13 protein-coding genes are annotated in these 15,151 nt (G+C 62.7%); 10 read left to right on the top strand and 3 right to left on the bottom strand.

Going from position 1 to position 15,151, the window contains the following annotated elements; translation table 11 throughout:
* Positions 1–80: 80 nt before the first annotated feature.
* Positions 81–2,072, bottom strand: coding sequence for an ATP-binding protein (locus AC3A4M_RS15180; RefSeq protein ID WP_498736582.1), 1,992 nt, complete (start codon positions 2,070–2,072; stop codon positions 81–83).
* Positions 2,073–2,559: 487 nt separating this feature from the next.
* Between AC3A4M_RS15180 and dprA the strand changes: the two genes are divergently transcribed.
* Both dprA and AC3A4M_RS15170 read left to right on the top strand, forming a co-directional pair.
* The gene (gene dprA / locus AC3A4M_RS15175) at positions 2,560–3,471 is read left to right on the top strand and encodes a DNA-processing protein DprA (protein WP_498736580.1); all 912 of its coding nucleotides are present in this window, start codon (positions 2,560–2,562) and stop codon (positions 3,469–3,471) included.
* Between the two features lie 578 nt (positions 3,472–4,049).
* Positions 4,050–5,102: a DUF4192 domain-containing protein gene (locus AC3A4M_RS15170; protein ID WP_498736578.1), complete on the top strand. Its 1,053-nt coding sequence runs from the start codon at positions 4,050–4,052 to the stop codon at positions 5,100–5,102.
* Between the two features lie 616 nt (positions 5,103–5,718).
* Here the strand turns inward: AC3A4M_RS15170 and AC3A4M_RS15165 are convergent.
* Complete coding sequence (locus tag AC3A4M_RS15165; protein WP_498736576.1) at positions 5,719–6,024, bottom strand: hypothetical protein; 306 nt, start codon at positions 6,022–6,024, stop codon at positions 5,719–5,721.
* 10 nt (positions 6,025–6,034) lie between these two features.
* Positions 6,035–6,301 carry a helix-turn-helix transcriptional regulator gene (locus tag AC3A4M_RS15160; RefSeq protein ID WP_498736574.1) on the bottom strand — a complete coding sequence of 89 codons (267 nt, stop codon included), beginning with the start codon at positions 6,299–6,301 and terminating at the stop codon, positions 6,035–6,037.
* A gap of 387 nt (positions 6,302–6,688) precedes the next feature.
* Here AC3A4M_RS15160 and AC3A4M_RS15155 point away from each other — a divergent pair, with 387 nt between their 5' ends.
* From AC3A4M_RS15155 to AC3A4M_RS15120, 8 genes are all read left to right on the top strand, one after another.
* Positions 6,689–7,150: a MobC family plasmid mobilization relaxosome protein gene (locus AC3A4M_RS15155; protein ID WP_498736572.1), complete on the top strand. Its 462-nt coding sequence runs from the start codon at positions 6,689–6,691 to the stop codon at positions 7,148–7,150.
* 5 nt (positions 7,151–7,155) lie between these two features.
* Positions 7,156–8,796 carry a relaxase/mobilization nuclease domain-containing protein gene (locus AC3A4M_RS15150; protein WP_498736569.1) on the top strand — a complete coding sequence of 547 codons (1,641 nt, stop codon included), beginning with the start codon at positions 7,156–7,158 and terminating at the stop codon, positions 8,794–8,796.
* 30 nt (positions 8,797–8,826) lie between these two features.
* A complete protein-coding gene (locus AC3A4M_RS15145) occupies positions 8,827–10,059 on the top strand; it encodes a hypothetical protein (protein WP_498736567.1) in 1,233 nt (410 codons plus the stop codon).
* Positions 10,060–10,256: 197 nt separating this feature from the next.
* Positions 10,257–10,466: a hypothetical protein gene (locus AC3A4M_RS15140; RefSeq protein WP_498736565.1), complete on the top strand. Its 210-nt coding sequence runs from the start codon at positions 10,257–10,259 to the stop codon at positions 10,464–10,466.
* 164 nt (positions 10,467–10,630) lie between these two features.
* Positions 10,631–11,698: a PDDEXK nuclease domain-containing protein gene (locus AC3A4M_RS15135; protein ID WP_498736563.1), complete on the top strand. Its 1,068-nt coding sequence runs from the start codon at positions 10,631–10,633 to the stop codon at positions 11,696–11,698.
* Positions 11,699–12,551: 853 nt separating this feature from the next.
* Positions 12,552–12,917, top strand: coding sequence for a hypothetical protein (locus AC3A4M_RS15130; RefSeq protein ID WP_498736561.1), 366 nt, complete (start codon positions 12,552–12,554; stop codon positions 12,915–12,917).
* 32 nt (positions 12,918–12,949) lie between these two features.
* Positions 12,950–13,486: a hypothetical protein gene (locus AC3A4M_RS15125; protein WP_498736559.1), complete on the top strand. Its 537-nt coding sequence runs from the start codon at positions 12,950–12,952 to the stop codon at positions 13,484–13,486.
* Between the two features lie 473 nt (positions 13,487–13,959).
* On the top strand, positions 13,960–14,853 hold the full coding sequence (locus AC3A4M_RS15120) for a dihydrodipicolinate synthase family protein (protein ID WP_498736557.1): 894 nt from the start codon (positions 13,960–13,962) through the stop codon (positions 14,851–14,853).
* Positions 14,854–15,151: the final 298 nt, after the last annotated feature.

Below are 15,151 nucleotides of genomic sequence, written 5' to 3'. Positions count from 1 at the left end.
TTTGCGGGGAATAGTAACTCTCAGCGGCTCCACCGCATCTCCACACAGGACTCAGGCGAGGAGGGGGAAGGCCTTATTCCTTAGGCTGTGTCCCGGGTGTCTTCCTCCCAAGATGCATCCAACAACAATTCTTTGGGGATGACGTCTCCGTGGATGCGCGTTAGGTACTCGCGCGCATCGGCGAGAGAAGCGTCGTGTTGAAGGCTTTCTTGGAAATACGACAGCCGGCGAGTGGCCTCTTGGATGATTTCTCCCCATGTCTTGACCCACACGCGAACTTTCGCATGAGGAGCACCGGCGAGTTCAGGCTCAAAAGCGATCCCTCTAGTTCGGCCCCGCTGTGTGCGCTCTTGCTGAACGTCGTCGTCCACCGTCGCAGTGATCAGCCAAAAATCCCAGATTGTGTTCGTGTCTGCGAACCTCGGATCTGCGGCGACTGCCTTTGCGTACGATTTAACCTGGCTTAGCTCTTTGTTCGTCGCTTCAATCTTCGGGGCTTTGAGCTCGACAACGAGGTGGCGGTTGCGGTCGTGTTCGGTAGCGGCAGCGGAAAGTAACAGATCGAGCCTCCCTGTTGTTCCGTCCAGGCGTCTCACCGCCGCCTTGTCAGTACGATCCTCGCCGAGCAGTTTAAGGTGCCGGTCCAGCGCGTGGGTAAGGCCTCGTTCACTGACCATGAGGTTGTATTCTTCCCCGAAAATCCACAGCTCGTTTTCTAGAATCTTGTGTAGATTCTCTCGCTCCCCGACCATTTTGTTTGTCTCCGGATCGAAGACCATTAGCTCAAGCGCACGGATGAACTCCAAACGGTTCGTCACGCTGGTCGTCGCCTGAATCACTCGCGAAAGACTGGTCCGTTTGAGTAACCGATCGAGCTGTTCGCGTTCTTCTGCGGGAAGACCCAGGAACTGGTCCAAGAGCGCGCTGACATCGGCAGGCCTTTGCTGTAGTGACTCCTTGAGGAGACCGAGGGTCAACTTTTGCTGCTTTTTCGCCTTCGGTACATGTCGGCGGATGGATGTGGCAACAACATCAAACGCCGCGCGTTCTACTTTTTCTTCTTCGGAATCGGGCTCTCCCGCGTAGGGGTAAGTGTTGTCGTTCTTCCACTCCTCGACCAGCTCGCGCCGACGGTGCGAACGACGCTCCTCAAAGTGTTCTAGAAGCTTTCGGTCGGCAGCCTTAAGCAGCCCTCCTATCAAAGACTCTTCTTCGTCCTTGAACTTGGCGACGAGCCATTCGCCTTGATGCTCTGGCATCGACTCCCACATTATGTATGCCGAGTAACGGAAATCGGCAGCTGGTGGAGAATCCCATTCGTCTACGGTCACGCCGTCCGCGTCGCATAGATGAACTGTGCGGAGGGATGCTTGCACCCATTCGATAACGCGCAGCTTGGCGCTCTGAATAGCGCTTTCGTGCGTCCAAGTCAGGTCGTATGTAACGTCGTGATCAATATTTTCCGAAGGCTTGATGATCTTGCCGTCATAGGTGACCTGAACTGATGGGTGAGAAATAAGGTAGGGCGCCAGCGCGGAAACGATCTGCGCTCGAGAAGCTTCTGTCTCCAACCGATCCAGTCCAGTCTTTCCTGCTGCCTCGAACTGAGTGCCACGTTCATCCGACGAGGAGGCTGGGTCTGTGATCTCAAAGTCATTGCGACTCGCTGAGCTGGCGCGAACCACAGTTCGTACACGTTTTTTTGCAGTGTCTTCCGACACTGACGTCCATCGAATTTCAGTCCCAAGAGCAAAAGCGCGTAGGCGTCCCTGCCCTGACTGCCCGTGCAGTGGCCTGCCCTTTTCCTGGCTTCGCCGGGCTGCTCGCTTCCAAGAACCACCTATCCAGCGGAAAGCCGACTGGGCGGCCTCGGGCGACATCCCGTGGCCGTTGTCTTTTATCGTCACTCCGTCGATGCCAGATGCATCATTTCGTCGAAAAATGACTTCTACTCGTTCAGAATCAGCGTCGAGGGCATTCCAAATAAGCTCGATCACGGCGCGGACGATATCGCCTTCGTGGGCGAGGCCTTCGACGTGATCGGCTGCAGCTTCCAATTGAAATGTCCCCATCGCACTAGCATGCCATCTCATTCGCTCAATGGTTGCGGCCGGAGCAGGGCAAAGAAGCGAAAGGAGCGCCCGGGGACTGAGCGTGGTGCGGTCTCGTGTTTCATCCGACGACGGAAGCGGATCGGCCGCTGGCGCGGCCGGCTGTTAGGCCCGTGCCCGTTGTCGCAGCGCTCCGCCGCGCCCGGCCCTTGGTTTCGTCTGCGACGTTTTTTGCTGCTGTCCTTCGGATCGTACGTGCCCGCTCCGCACCGTCAACCGGACTCCGTCCGGCCGCGGACCCAGGGATTTTCGTCCGGCGCTCCTGCGTCGCTTATTTCCTCCCGAAATTCCCCTTAGCCCTTGCCCCTCGCGGGATTGAGCAGTACTCCGTCGGGCACAGCTCCGCAAGCTTCGCCAGCAGGCAAAAAACAACCGGGGGAGAGGGGAAGCTGGCCGGTCACCACGTCTGGCCCCCGCCCACCGGAATCCTCAGCAAAGGACGAAGAAAATGAATGATGACCGCACAGCACGCGCTGCCCTGACCCGCCTGTTCGAACCCGGCGACACCGTGGGCCTGGCCCTGGTCGCCAAACACGGCGCCCACGCTGCCTTGAGAATCGCGATCGGCGCCCGCCCGGCCTACCCGTTCGCCGACGTGACAGCCGGGGAGCTGGCCGCCGCCCTGAACCGGTGGGCGCCGCGCATCCGGGAGCTGGACGCTAACGCGGACCTGGCCGCCATCGAACGCCTTGGCGGCGGATTCCTGACCCCGGACGACGAACACTGGCCCGCCGTATTGAACGACCTGCCGGCCCCGCCGCTCGGGCTCTGGTACCGGGGAAACATCACGCACGGTTTCCCCTTCCCGGCGCAGTCCGCTGCCGTGATCGGCTCCCGCGACAGCACTGCCTACGGGGCATCCGTGGCCGGGGAAATCGCGCATGGGCTGGCCCAGCGCGGTATCTGCGTCATCGCCGGTCTCGGCTACGGAATCGACGCCCAAGCGCACAGGTCGGCACTGGCGGGACACCAAGGCACCGGCCCGGCGACCATCGCCGTTGCAGCTGGGGGACTTGACCGCGATTATCCGGCCGGGAACGCCGACCTTGCCGCCGGCATCCGCGAGACCGGGGTGACGCTCTCGGAACTGCCGCCGGGATCCGCACCCACCCGGCACCGGTTCCTTATCCGTAACCGCCTCATCGCCGCACTGTCCGGTGTGACCGTCGTGGTGGAGGCGCGCTGGCGCTCCGGCGCCCTGAACACAGCACACCACGCAGAAAACCTGGGCCGATATGTTGGGGCTGTGCCGGGCAGCGTCCACAGTGCCAACTCGGCAGGCTGCCACCGGCTACTGAAGGAGGGCAGCGCCGTGCTCGTGTCCGGTGCGGCCGACGTCGCGGAGCTGCTCGCCCGCTAGAACCCGTCGGTGGCCGGCACCCTTGGGCGCCGGTCACCGCGGCGGTCCGCCGCAACGGGCCGGCTTGTGTTGTTGGTTGCCGGCGGCGGACCGCCACCCGCCCAAGTCATCACGGGGGAGCCACGGGAGCGCGGCCCGCCGCCCCTCGTCGGGAACCCCGCGTGAAAGCCGGGGTCCTGAGGCTTGGGCTCGCGGGGCTCGCCTGGAAGCGGATCGTCCGCTGGCGCGGCCGGCTGTGAGGCCCGGGACCGTTGTCGCAGCGCTCCGCCGTGCCCGGCCTGGCTGTCTACGACGTTTTTTGCTGCTGTCCTTCGGATCATACGTGCCCGCTCCGCACCGTCAACCGGACTCCGTCCGGCTGCGCGCCCAGGATTTTCGTCCGGCGCTCCTGCGTCGCTTATTTCCTTGCCGAAATTCCCCGCGGCCTTGCCCCTGACGGGGTTGAGCAGTGACTCCGACGCGCACAGCTCCGCAAGCTTCGCCAGCAGGCAAAAAACAACCGGGGGAGAGGGGAAGCTGGCCGGTCACCGCGACTGCCCCCGCCCACCCGGAAATCCTCAGCAAAGGACACGAAAACCATGAACAACAAGATCAAAGCCACCGGTGCCGCCGACATCCTCAGCTACGTTCCCCACACGCTCGGTTTCCAGCCGCAGGACTCCATTGTGCTGGTCACCCTGACCGGGGCACTGCTCGGCGCGACGCTGCGCATGGACGCACCCACACCGGGCAGCGATGTGCGTTCGTTCGCACAGACGCTGACCTCGTACGTCTGCAAGGACGAGACGGCGGACGCCACCCTGTTCATCGTCTACAGCGACGAGAACACCCCGTCGGGTTCGCGCCCGCAGGCGGCCCTGATCGACGCCCTCGGCGAGGAACTCGAGACGGCGGGCATGCCTGTCCGCGACGGATGGATTGTCACCACAGGTGGGTGGGCGAAGTACCGGTGCGAACCCGGCTGCGAGGTACCGGACTGCACCGGCTGGCAGGACACGGCGCTGATCGAGCACAGTGTCGTGAGCGCGGAAATGATCTACCGCGGATCCAACCCCGGCACCACGGACCACGCACCGGCACCGGAGTTCAGCAGCTCCACCAGCAACGCCGACACCATCGACCTCCTCACCCGCCGCTACATAGTAACGGATCCGGTCGACTTCGCCGCCGAGGCCATGCTCGCCGCCCGCCACGCCTTCGATGCCGCGATCGGCAACGGCGGACAACCCGACGAGCAGGAAGCGCTCGAGCTCTGCGCGGCGTTCCAGATTAAGGCGGTGCGGGACCGGCTGATGGCCGACATCATCGACAGCAGCGACGACGAAACCGTGTTCGGGAAAGTCGTGATCGGCCTCGCCGAGACGGTGCCGGACTGGGAGCGGGTTGATACCGCGGAGCGGTTGCTGGTGCACATGCTGCGGTTCACTCCCGGCGCCTACCGGGCGCCGCTGCTGACCGGGCTGGGCTGGATCAACTGGTACAAGGGCAAGGGCACCCCGGCGGGCCTGTACACGGACAAGGCCCTCGACGCGGACCCCGGTTACCGGCTGGCGGAACTGCTGGGCAAGTTCTACAACATGGGTATCCTGCCCCGCCCGGCCCTGAACAAGGAAACCGCTTACAAACACTAACCGCGCCAGGACGGCCCGCCCAGTCACGGGCGGGCCGAACCCTGTTCCGGAATTCGTCGGCCGGCTGCCTCCTCCGCTGCGCTCCTCCGGCAGCCGGCCGACACGCTGCTGCGGGCGCAGCCCCTGACCACCTACAGGGAAACCGGGGTGCCAGACTGGAGTGAAACTACTCCGAAAGGCCTCACCCTATGGGATCCGATTACCAGCGGCCCGTCGCCGACGTCGAGTATCGCCAGGACAGCAGAGCGGACAGCATCGCAGAGGAGCAGCTGGAGGCATTTAACTTCCAACATGCCACGCCAGTTGGCCGGTCGATGCGGTCCGGATCGACCGGCAGGACCTTCCCTAACCCCGACCACAGAAGTACACGATGCCACTTAAGGAGAGAGGCTGCCCACTGTCAGTGCGGCCGGTAGAGTTCTGCAAGGAAGACCACCGGCCCAAGCGGCCGTAACACCGATGCGGCGACGACGCTGCACCACAAATTTCCTTTTGCTGAGGGAAAAACAGGAAGGACCAGCGAACAAGCTGGTCCTTCCTGTTTTTAAATGCCCGGAACGAAGGCGGCGGGTCCGGACTTGCCCGCCGGCATTGAGTCGACTGAATCGGGTGCAGGTCAGGCGGGCACCGATGCGTCCGCCGGTACATCTTCGGCTTGGGGTGCGGGCTGGTTTTTGCGAGCGGCGTTGCGTTTGGTGGCGGTGGGGTTTTCGAGCCCGAGTTTCTTAAGTTCCTCGGGTGTCCAGCCGTCCTTAGTGGCGCGGATGTAGGCTTTTTTGCTCTCGCGTTCGGCGTCGGCGAGCTGGTCTTTGAGGTCGGCAACGCGCTGCCTGGCCGTGACCAGTCCGGTGACGGACGCGATGCGGGAATCGAGCAGGCGGCGGGCCTGCTCCTGTGTTTGTTCGATGCTGAGGTTAGCCATGTCTTCGAGCTTAACCGTTCCACCATGTCGGCGCACTGCCGCCGTTGTTGCCAGCCAGCACGTCCTGGTCCACGTGTAGCCCCGCCGTTCCAGCGTGCCCTTCCGGGTGTTGGGTTTGGTGGGTGAGCCGGTCGTCGATGTCGGCGGGGTAGTAGCGGATGCTGCGGTGCCCGAGGGTGAAGTACTCGGGGCCGGTGCCCTGGCGCCGCCACTGCGCGAGCCGGGTGGTGGGGATGCCGTAGTGCTGCTGCACTGCGGCCGGCGGGATGAATGCCATGGCGAGTTGCTCCTGACTGCTTTTTGTTTGGATACCCGTTCCTTTCGGCACGTTTGTGTCGACTTGCCCGTCGAAGTGAATTGGCAGGTCATAGACCGGTGGAACGTGGAATACCGCAGGGAGCGCCAGCGAGTGAGGATATGCCGCGAAAGCCGCCGGCGCAGACTTGCCAAGAGAAGGGCGGGCAGTACACTCAGCAGCCGAAACGGAACGGCTTCAGCCGTTCAAGAGAACCCCGGTCCGCGCAGCGGATCCGCGTGGGTGCAACCCGACCCCGCCACCAGAGTGCCAATGCCGCGTCCACGGAAGTCGGCGGAGCAAGCTATATACTTACGTACCCGTAACTGGTGAAACCTTTCGACAAATTGTCTCGGGTCGGGCACACTGGTGGTGTGGTCCCCGGTTTCCGGGGTCGCTGCGCTGGGCATTGAAGGGCGTTGGAAGGGCGGTGGAAGCGCGTTGGTGGAGGAACCGGCCGGACGGGGCCGCTTGGGGAAGCGGCGGCGGGAGAACGCGCCGGCGGGTTCGAAGAAGCGCCGCACCGTGTGGGTGACCGCGGAGGAGGAAGCCCGGCTGGTGGCGCGGGCTGCGCGTGAGCGGGTGACGGTGCCGAACCTGCTGATGTCCGCGGCCCTGTCCGAGTCATCGGAGACGCCGACGCAGCGCAAGGCCGCGATGGCCGAGCTGATGGCCCTGCACACCCTGCTGGCGCGGGTGTCGAACAACGTAAACCAGATCGCCCGGCACGCCAACGCGGGGGAGGACTTCCCGCAGGATGCAGCCGCGGTGCTCGCGTATGTGCGGCAGGTGGCGGGGCGGATCGACCGGACCATTGAGGGGCTGATGTAGGGGAGATGATTCCGAACATTACCCGCGGCTCGAGGATGGCCGGGCTCATGGTGTATCTGGCGTCGACGGATGCGGATAAGACGAAGAACGCGCACACCGATCCGCACCTGGTCGCCGGGGATGCCGCGATTATGGCGTGGTACGACGACGGGGTCCTGGACCACGCCGACGCCTTGGCGGTCGCGAAGCATCTGGACCAGCCGCGCAAGGCCTACGGGGTCGAGGTCCGGCAGAAAGATTTCCGCTGGGACCAGGCAACAAGGCGGCGGGTGGAGAACGGGTACAAGCAGGCCGACGTGTGGCACTGCTCCCTGAGCCTGCGCGCCGAAGAAGGCGCGCTGACGGATCAGCAGTGGGGCGACATCGCCAACGACTTCGTGGACGCGATGGGCTTCACCGAGGCCAGCGGCAAGGCACAGTGCCGGTGGGCCGCGATCAACCACGGCACCAGCGAAAACGGGAACCACCACATCCATATCGCGGTGTCCCTGGTCCGCGAGGACGGCACCAAAGCCTCCACGCACGGGGATTACAAGCGCGCCCAGAAAACCTGCCGCGAACTCGAGGTCAAGTACGGGCTCGAGCAGCTTTCTTCGGTGCACGCCACCCGTGGCTACGAGCGCGCCGAGAAGGCCACGGCGATCAGGGAGGAGCGGGAGATGCACCGTGCGTCGCTGGCCCGTAAGGTCCGTGCCAGCGCCGGCGCCTCCGTGACGGAGGCGGAGTTCGTCCGCCGGGCCCGCGAAACCGGACTCCTGGTCCGCCCGCGCTACGCGAAGAACACCACCGACGTCATTGTCGGGTACTCCGTCGCCGAGCGGCCGAAGCCGGGGGAGCGGCCGATCTGGTTCGGCGGCGGCAGCCTCGCCTCCGACCTCACCCTTGGCCAGCTTCGCCAACAATGGCCAGACACACCCCAGGCGGCGACGGAGGCCGCGGCGGAGTGGAACGCGGCGGCCCGCAACAAGCGCAAGGTGTCCAGGACCGGCCGCGAGAAGGCGGCACCGCCGGCGCAGGCATGGGTGGACTACACGCGCAACGCCACGGCTTTGGCGGACCGGCTCCGGGCCATTCCGCGTGATGATCACGCGACCTGGGCGAAAGCCGCCCGGGAAGTGTCGGGCGCCTTCGCGGCATGGTCCTGCCGGCTCGAACCGGTCCCCGGGCCGTTGGCGGCCACCGCCGCTGAACTGTCCCGCACAGCACAGCTGCGTGCACCGCGTCAGCACGGCAAGCCCGCCGCGCTGCCGTCCATCGCCGGGACCGCCATGTTGTTCATGGCAGCGTCCAGCGAGAACAAGACAGCAGCGCAGACGGCACTGATGGTGCAGCTGATCAACACGGCCTTCGCCGTGTACGAAATGCATCAGCAATCAGGCCGGACACGGGAAGCCCAACGCATCCGGTCAGTGGTCGAGAACCAGCTGGCCCACTTTACCGCCACGATGCCCAAGGCCGTACCAGTAGCAGCAGAACGGCAGCCCGCCGCAGCGGCTGCCGTGCCGCGGAGGGCCGTTGATATCGCGCGCCGCGGCATTGCCCCCATCCGTCCCGGCTCCGTGGTGCCCGCAACGCCCACTCCGGCGACACCGGCGAAGACCTATCAGCCCAGCCGGCGCGACACCGGGCCGGGCCTCGACCGATGATAATCACACCACCAGTGCAAGGGGAACACCTTGAGTGAAGCAGACGGCATCGACGACTTCCTGGACAACGGCATGCGGCAATCCTTGCTGATCGCCTCGCGCATTGCCGAAACGCTGGCACGCCGCCGGCAAGAGGCCCAGCGACAGCAGGAACACCAGGACTCCCGGGCAGCACACGAAGCCCGGGCCCGGCTCGCGGCCGAGCGCAGCGCAGCACACGCGGCATTCGCCGCCGTCCACAAGGATCAGTGGTGGGAGAAGGCGCAACCGGCCGACATTGCCGCCGCCCACGCTGTCGCTGAGGGCTGGAAAGACCACGACCCGGCTGCCCTGGCAGCCGCCGAAAGAATCCGCCAGGAGGTCCTCGCCCGGTACGGCATCGACACACACGACGTCGGCCCGGATATCGCCTATCTCGAATCCGGGATTGAAACCATCGCGACCGAAAAGGCCCGGCAGGATGAGCTGGCGCGCAGCCAGGAACAGTCCCGCAAGGCCGCCGCCGAACACGAAAAAGCCATGCAGCTGCTCGCAGCGGCCCGCGCCGAGGAACTCCGCGCACAGGCCGAAAAACTCGCCCCTGAAATGGAACGCCATCAGGTACCCGTTGAATACCTGGCCAACCCCGAACTGGCACAGGCCCTGCAGCGGGCCCACAACGCGAAAACCCCCAAAGCCGTGACCGCTGCCGACGCCGAAGTGAAGGAACGCATGTTCCTCATCGGCAAAGACGGGATCAACGGCCCCGACATCGACCAGCTCCGCGAAGAAACCACCGCTAACGTCAATGGTGCCGGAGATGAGCACTTCAAGGATCCCGCGTTCGTGAAAGCAGCCAAGGAAATGTACGAAGCAAAGCTCCTGGCCGAGGGCGGGTTCACCGGCTCCCAGCAGGCGTCAATGGAACAGCGGTACGAACGGGCCGAAAGGGAACTCTTCGCCCGCCTGGAAGGCATCGGCCGCGAGATCGAAAACCGCGTCACCGGCAACGACAGCGCCCGGCTCCAAGACCAGGGCCAGAAAACCGGCACTGCGTCGGCCGCCGACTACGGCTCAACCGCACACCATGAGAAGTTCGCAGAATCTTTGGAGAACAGCGGGGCCAACGAAACCCAGGTCCGGGGCCGCCTGGCCGCCGCCCGTGGCGAGGGCACGCATCCGAGCGCAGCCCTCACCCTAGGTAAAGGCGCAGCCAAAGCCAAAAAGACCCGCACGGGGGCAGCCATGGGTGCGGAGCGAACCAAGAGCGGCCCCTCCCGATAGGGGGCCCGGCCAACGAATGGCGAGACTTCCCGTGGCGGTGTCCCCATTCTCAGGAGTGTGTGGAGGCGTAGAGAACGGCCCTCTATCCGCTTTCTGCCGGTTCCCTTCGGGGATTTCTCCGAACGCCATACTGCCGCGGCAGTTCATCGGTAAGCAGACGTTAGGTGTCAGTCCATAGCGCCCGCAAAGGAATGCCCATGATGAAGGACTTCACGGACAACGAATCTTTGCCAGGTACCGGCGAGGATGACGCGGAGATTATCGCTCAGACGTTGCAGATGTTGAAAGAGCTCGACAACACCCCCCTCACCGAGATGAGTCCGCTGTTCTACCAGCATTGGTTCGAGCAGTTGAATATGGCCACCCGTGATCTGCTCCGTATCCTGGGCCACGATCCTGATGCTTAGCACCGGAAAACGCGAACGGGTGAGCTCGGCTGGATAGTCCAAAGTTCTTTGGACTATCCAAAGACAAACGTCTGGCCCGTGCAGTAATTGTCCAAAGAACTTTGGACAATTGACGGCGCCTTCGGCTTCACGGCCCTATCAGAGTGAGCGACTAGGGTAGGGGAGTGTCCAGAATCGAGCCAGAACTACCCAGCAGCTATGCCGGCACCCTCGCTTCCCTGAAGGAACTTGTCGCCTCCGCCCAATCGCGGGCTCAACAGGCAGCGAGCAGTGCAATGATCGAAATGTACTGGGGAATTGGCGCGACCCTCCTGCAGCGTCAGGCACAGGAACCGTGGGGGAGTAAAGTGCTGCAGCGTCTGGCAACAGACCTCAAGGCAACCTTTCCGCAAATGCGCGGCTTTTCCCGCTCCAACTTGTTCTATATGCGCTCCTTCGCAGCCGCCTGGGACTTGTCGGAGCCGGCCGTTCGCGGTCGCGTTGGCGCCCTGCCTTGGGGACACATCATTGAATTGCTGAAGCTGAAGGACCCTGAGGTCCGCGACTGGTATGCGGAAAGAGCGCTTGAACATAATTGGAAGCTTGAGGTCCTGGAGCACCAGATAGCCACTGGACTCCACCGACGGATCGGGGCCGCTCCAAACAACCTGGAGGCACGCCTTCCGTCCGAAGGTGCTGAACTTGCCCGCAACGTCGCCAAAGATCCCCTGGTCCTCGACTTCCTCGGCCTGACCACGGAGGCAGAGGAACTCGCCATCGAGGAGGCCATGACGCAGCGCATGTCGCAAACACTGGCAGAGTTCGGGCGGGGTTTCGCCTTTTACGGACGACAGTTTCACCTCGATGTGGAAGGAGACGACTTCTATATCGACCTGCTCCTGGTGCACGTTCCGACCAACCGGTTCGTAGTCGTGGAACTCAAGTCCGGGAAGTTTAGGCCCGAACACCTGGGCCAGCTCAATTTCTACGTGGCCGCCGTCAACGACATGGTTAGGTTCCCTGGGATGGCGCCGACTGTAGGGATCCTCGTCTGCGGCTCCAAGCATGACCCCACTGTTCGATATGCACTCGACGGCTCATCCCAGCCCATCGCCGTGACCTCCTACACCTACGACACCCTTCCGGCTGAGGAACGTGCCGCCCTCCCTTCTCCGGCAGCCATCACCGCGGCCCTCGAACAGGGAACTGTCGGACAACCCGGGGAGCCAGACGGACAGGGGACCGAGTCCTAGAGGAAGTTGCGTCAGGCGATTTACTGCTAGCGGTAAGTGCATAGCCGAGGGCGGTTCCGCAGGCTGCAGCGATGCGGCGGAAGGCGATTGCCGTGGTGGTCCGGATGTTAAAAGCAGCGCAGCCAAAGAGGTGAGTGTGCGTCCGCCTCGTCGTTCCGCGCGGTACGACTGCAGCTATCTATGCAGCAGGAAAGCTGCTCAAGGTGAACCTCTGGAGCGGTGCTTCACCTGACATAACTGTGAGAGTCGCCGAAAAGGTCCCCACAGGCCCGCCCACAGGATTTCAGCTCGTTGCCGCTTGATGTGGAGAGTTCCAGCCTCAATCACCTCGATTCACCAGTGGCCGTTGATTGGCGCCGCCTCGGAAATCGATAAAGATCAAACCCCAAATTGTGTAGACAGCGCTGGGCATCCACGTCGGCAACGGTTCAGGCGACGGGCGCCAGGACGGCCCCTTTTTCAGCCCATCCGCCGCCGAAGCGAAAGCGTTGCACTAGCCAAACTCACTGATACCACCAGCTGGTGGGGGATGAAGTCCGCCCAGCTAGCAGCCAGAAGGACGACGAAGTATAATACCTTAACGGCATCAATGAACCCATGTTGATGCTAGGTTGACATAACGTCCGTTATCGGCGAAAAACTAGAAGTAGCTGCGAAAACTCCCGTTCCATGACTAAATCGGTGTTTCCGCTGGTCAGGTGTCCTTAGTGGCGACGACTGCATCCGCACGGCGGAACCCGAATGCCCTTGGATCGCTTGCCGCTGTAGGTTTCCTGCATCTAATGCATCTAATGCATGTTTCCATGGTTCAGCGGTTGCAGTGCGCGGTGCCGTTCCGGGGTTTGTCCCGCGGATGCTGGTGAATCGTGTTGTTGGGCTTTTCAGGGCTGACGAGCGGGTTTTCACGGCCATGCTGGACGGCTGGCGGGCAGAGATGCTGGCCCGTGGGCTCACGACGCAGACCATCAAGCAGCGATGCCAGTTGCTGGAACGGTTCAAAGAGTTCGCCGGTGAGTTTCCCCGGCAGTGGCGGCCCGTTGACATTGAGGAATTCCTCGCTGGCCTGCGGTCCGGTGAAAGGCAGATCAGCCTGAAGACTCTGCGCTCGTACAGCAATGCCGTGGCAAATGTTCTGCGCCTACCTGACACATCCGGGCTATGGATGGGGCGAGTTCTGCGAACGCACTTTCGGCTATATCCCAAGCCAGATCTGCTTTGAATGGAACACGCCCAGGCGCGACCGATGATGCCGTGCCGGCACGGCGGCGGGCGTTCACCCGGGCAGAGCTGCAACGGCTTTTCGATCACATCGACGATCTCATCGACCGCGAGTACGCGGGCGGCAGCAAGCGCTGGCTGCCCCTGTTCCGTGATTCGGTGGCGTTCAAGGTCTGTTATGCCTATGGGCTTCGCCACAGGGAGATGACGATGCTGGATCTGGAGGACTTCGGCCCGAATCCATACGTCACTGATTATGGCCGCTTCGGAGCCGTCCAGATGCGGTTTGCCGAAGTCACCGCCGGTTCCGGGCCCAGACGGCGCACCGTTTTGATCGTCCCGGAATTCGACTGGGTTGTCGATCAGGCATCCCCGGAAGCACCCCGCGACATCCTTTCGGCCCCCTCGCTGGGCCAGAGAGCCGAGGACCGGTCCGCTGTTGGGAACCGCGCCCGCATCCCTCCGGCGGTCCACGTCTTCAGCTTGACAACATGCCGGTTCGAAAGTGCCGGTAGATCGCCTATATTAGGTGCATCCGTCCCAGGAATCCTTCCAGCCTTGGTTGATTAGGTCGTGATCGTCGAGCCGCTCGTACTCGACAAAGCCGTCGCCGTCCTGAGAATCAGGTAGCAGTCATGAGTGAACAAGCGATCATTGAGCAGAAAAGCCAGGACTGGGACAATCCGCTGCAAACTAGTCCAAGTCCCGGGCGTACGATCTCCAGCGCCCGAAAAACACGGCTCCACTTCCGAACGTCCCCGCCGCATCCCGGCAATACCATATCTGCCGTTCTAGGAGGTAGCCAAGGGTTTTGATCAAATAATTTTGATCAAAAATCGTTGACATACGGTGTGATGCGCTGCAGGGTGGGTGCTGTGACGTCACCACCAATCGGAGCCTGTTAGCCGCTGATCCTATGCTCTCACCGTCCCAGACCGAGGGCGCCAGAGACGTCAGAGCTTCCCTAACCGCCTAATGCCAGCCGCATGCACAAAGTCCAGCCGGCAAACCTAGCGTTAACGGTCCCCCACAGGAGGAAATTCATGAGCACGAAGCTTTACGGTATTTTGACGCCGCTCGTCACGCCCTTTGGCGCTGACGGCGAGATCGACGAAAAACTGCTGCGCGCAGTTGTGGACCGCACCATTGATGGCGGCGTGCATGGGGTGGTCGCCAACGGAACCAGTGGTGAGTTCCAAACATTGACTCACGCAGAACGCCGTTTTGTTGTAGAGACGGTAGTTCAGCAGGCGGCCGGACGTGTGCCTGTCGTTGCGCAGACCGGAGCCCTCACGACGAAGGAAGCAGTCGAGCTCACCCGCCACGCGGAGCAGGCTGGCGCGGACGTCGCGATGGTTATCGCCCCTTACTTCGACCCGCTGAGCCTGGATGCAGTCAAGGCCTACTACCGCGCCGTCGCGGAGAGTGTTGACATCCCGATCATGCTGTATAACATCCCGTCGGTCACGGGTGTGGATCTGCAGGCGGACACAATCCGGGAACTGGCCGAGCAGTGCCCGAACATCAAGTACGTCAAAAACACCAGTCCGGACATGGCGCAAGCCGTTCAATTCGTCCACGAACTCGGTGACGTTGTCGACACCATCGTCGGGTGGGACACCCTGGCCCTTGCTTGCTTCGTAGAGGGCGCCGGACTTATGGCAATCACCGCGAACGTTGTGCCCGGCCAATTGGTAGCCGTCTACGATGCCATCCAGAAAAAGGATCTGCCCAAGGCACAGCAGTTGTGGAAGGACTTGTACCCGTTCGTGAACGGAATTGATTCCGAACCGTTCATCGCGGCCACCAAGTACTGCCTCGAATCCGTTGGTGTACCTGTTGGTGATACCCGCGTTGCTACGGCTGCCATCTCTGATGCGGGCAAGGAATTCCTGGCGAAGATCACTTCCCATGCCCTCACCTTGCCGCGCGCCTGAGCAAGCTCATGCGCGTAGCCGATGCCGCTACTGGCAAAGCCTCTTTTGAAAACTACAAGGTTGGGCGGTGCCGGGGCCGCGTGCGTTGCATGTTGATTAGTGCTATAGGTGGGCTTCACCCTCGTCAAGCAACTCCTGCGCCTCCACACGCGCTGGCTAACCCATCAGTCGCGAAATGCGCAGGTTAATGAAGCGTTGAAGCGCAAAGTAGCCGGGGCACAAGCATTGCACTGGCCTTCTGGTCTCGGTCACGACGACCGGAAACGTACGAGCGAATTGGAAATCAATCAGAGTCGAC

Source organism: Arthrobacter sp. Soil_C_60, assembly GCF_057656375.1.
The sequence above is the reverse complement of the archived record's forward strand: the minus strand, read 5'-3'. Positions and strand labels throughout refer to the sequence as shown.

Coding starts and splice junctions, on each gene's coding strand:
- AC3A4M_RS15180 (WP_498736582.1), bottom strand. CDS start 2,072: ATGGGGACATTTCAATTGGAAGCTGCAGCCGATCACGTCGAAGGCCTC.
- dprA (WP_498736580.1), top strand. CDS start 2,560: ATGAATGATGACCGCACAGCACGCGCTGCCCTGACCCGCCTGTTCGAA.
- AC3A4M_RS15170 (WP_498736578.1), top strand. CDS start 4,050: ATGAACAACAAGATCAAAGCCACCGGTGCCGCCGACATCCTCAGCTAC.
- AC3A4M_RS15165 (WP_498736576.1), bottom strand. CDS start 6,024: ATGGCTAACCTCAGCATCGAACAAACACAGGAGCAGGCCCGCCGCCTG.
- AC3A4M_RS15160 (WP_498736574.1), bottom strand. CDS start 6,301: ATGGCATTCATCCCGCCGGCCGCAGTGCAGCAGCACTACGGCATCCCC.
- AC3A4M_RS15150 (WP_498736569.1), top strand. CDS start 7,156: ATGATTCCGAACATTACCCGCGGCTCGAGGATGGCCGGGCTCATGGTG.
- AC3A4M_RS15140 (WP_498736565.1), top strand. CDS start 10,257: ATGATGAAGGACTTCACGGACAACGAATCTTTGCCAGGTACCGGCGAG.
- AC3A4M_RS15130 (WP_498736561.1), top strand. CDS start 12,552: ATGCTGGTGAATCGTGTTGTTGGGCTTTTCAGGGCTGACGAGCGGGTT.
- AC3A4M_RS15120 (WP_498736557.1), top strand. CDS start 13,960: ATGAGCACGAAGCTTTACGGTATTTTGACGCCGCTCGTCACGCCCTTT.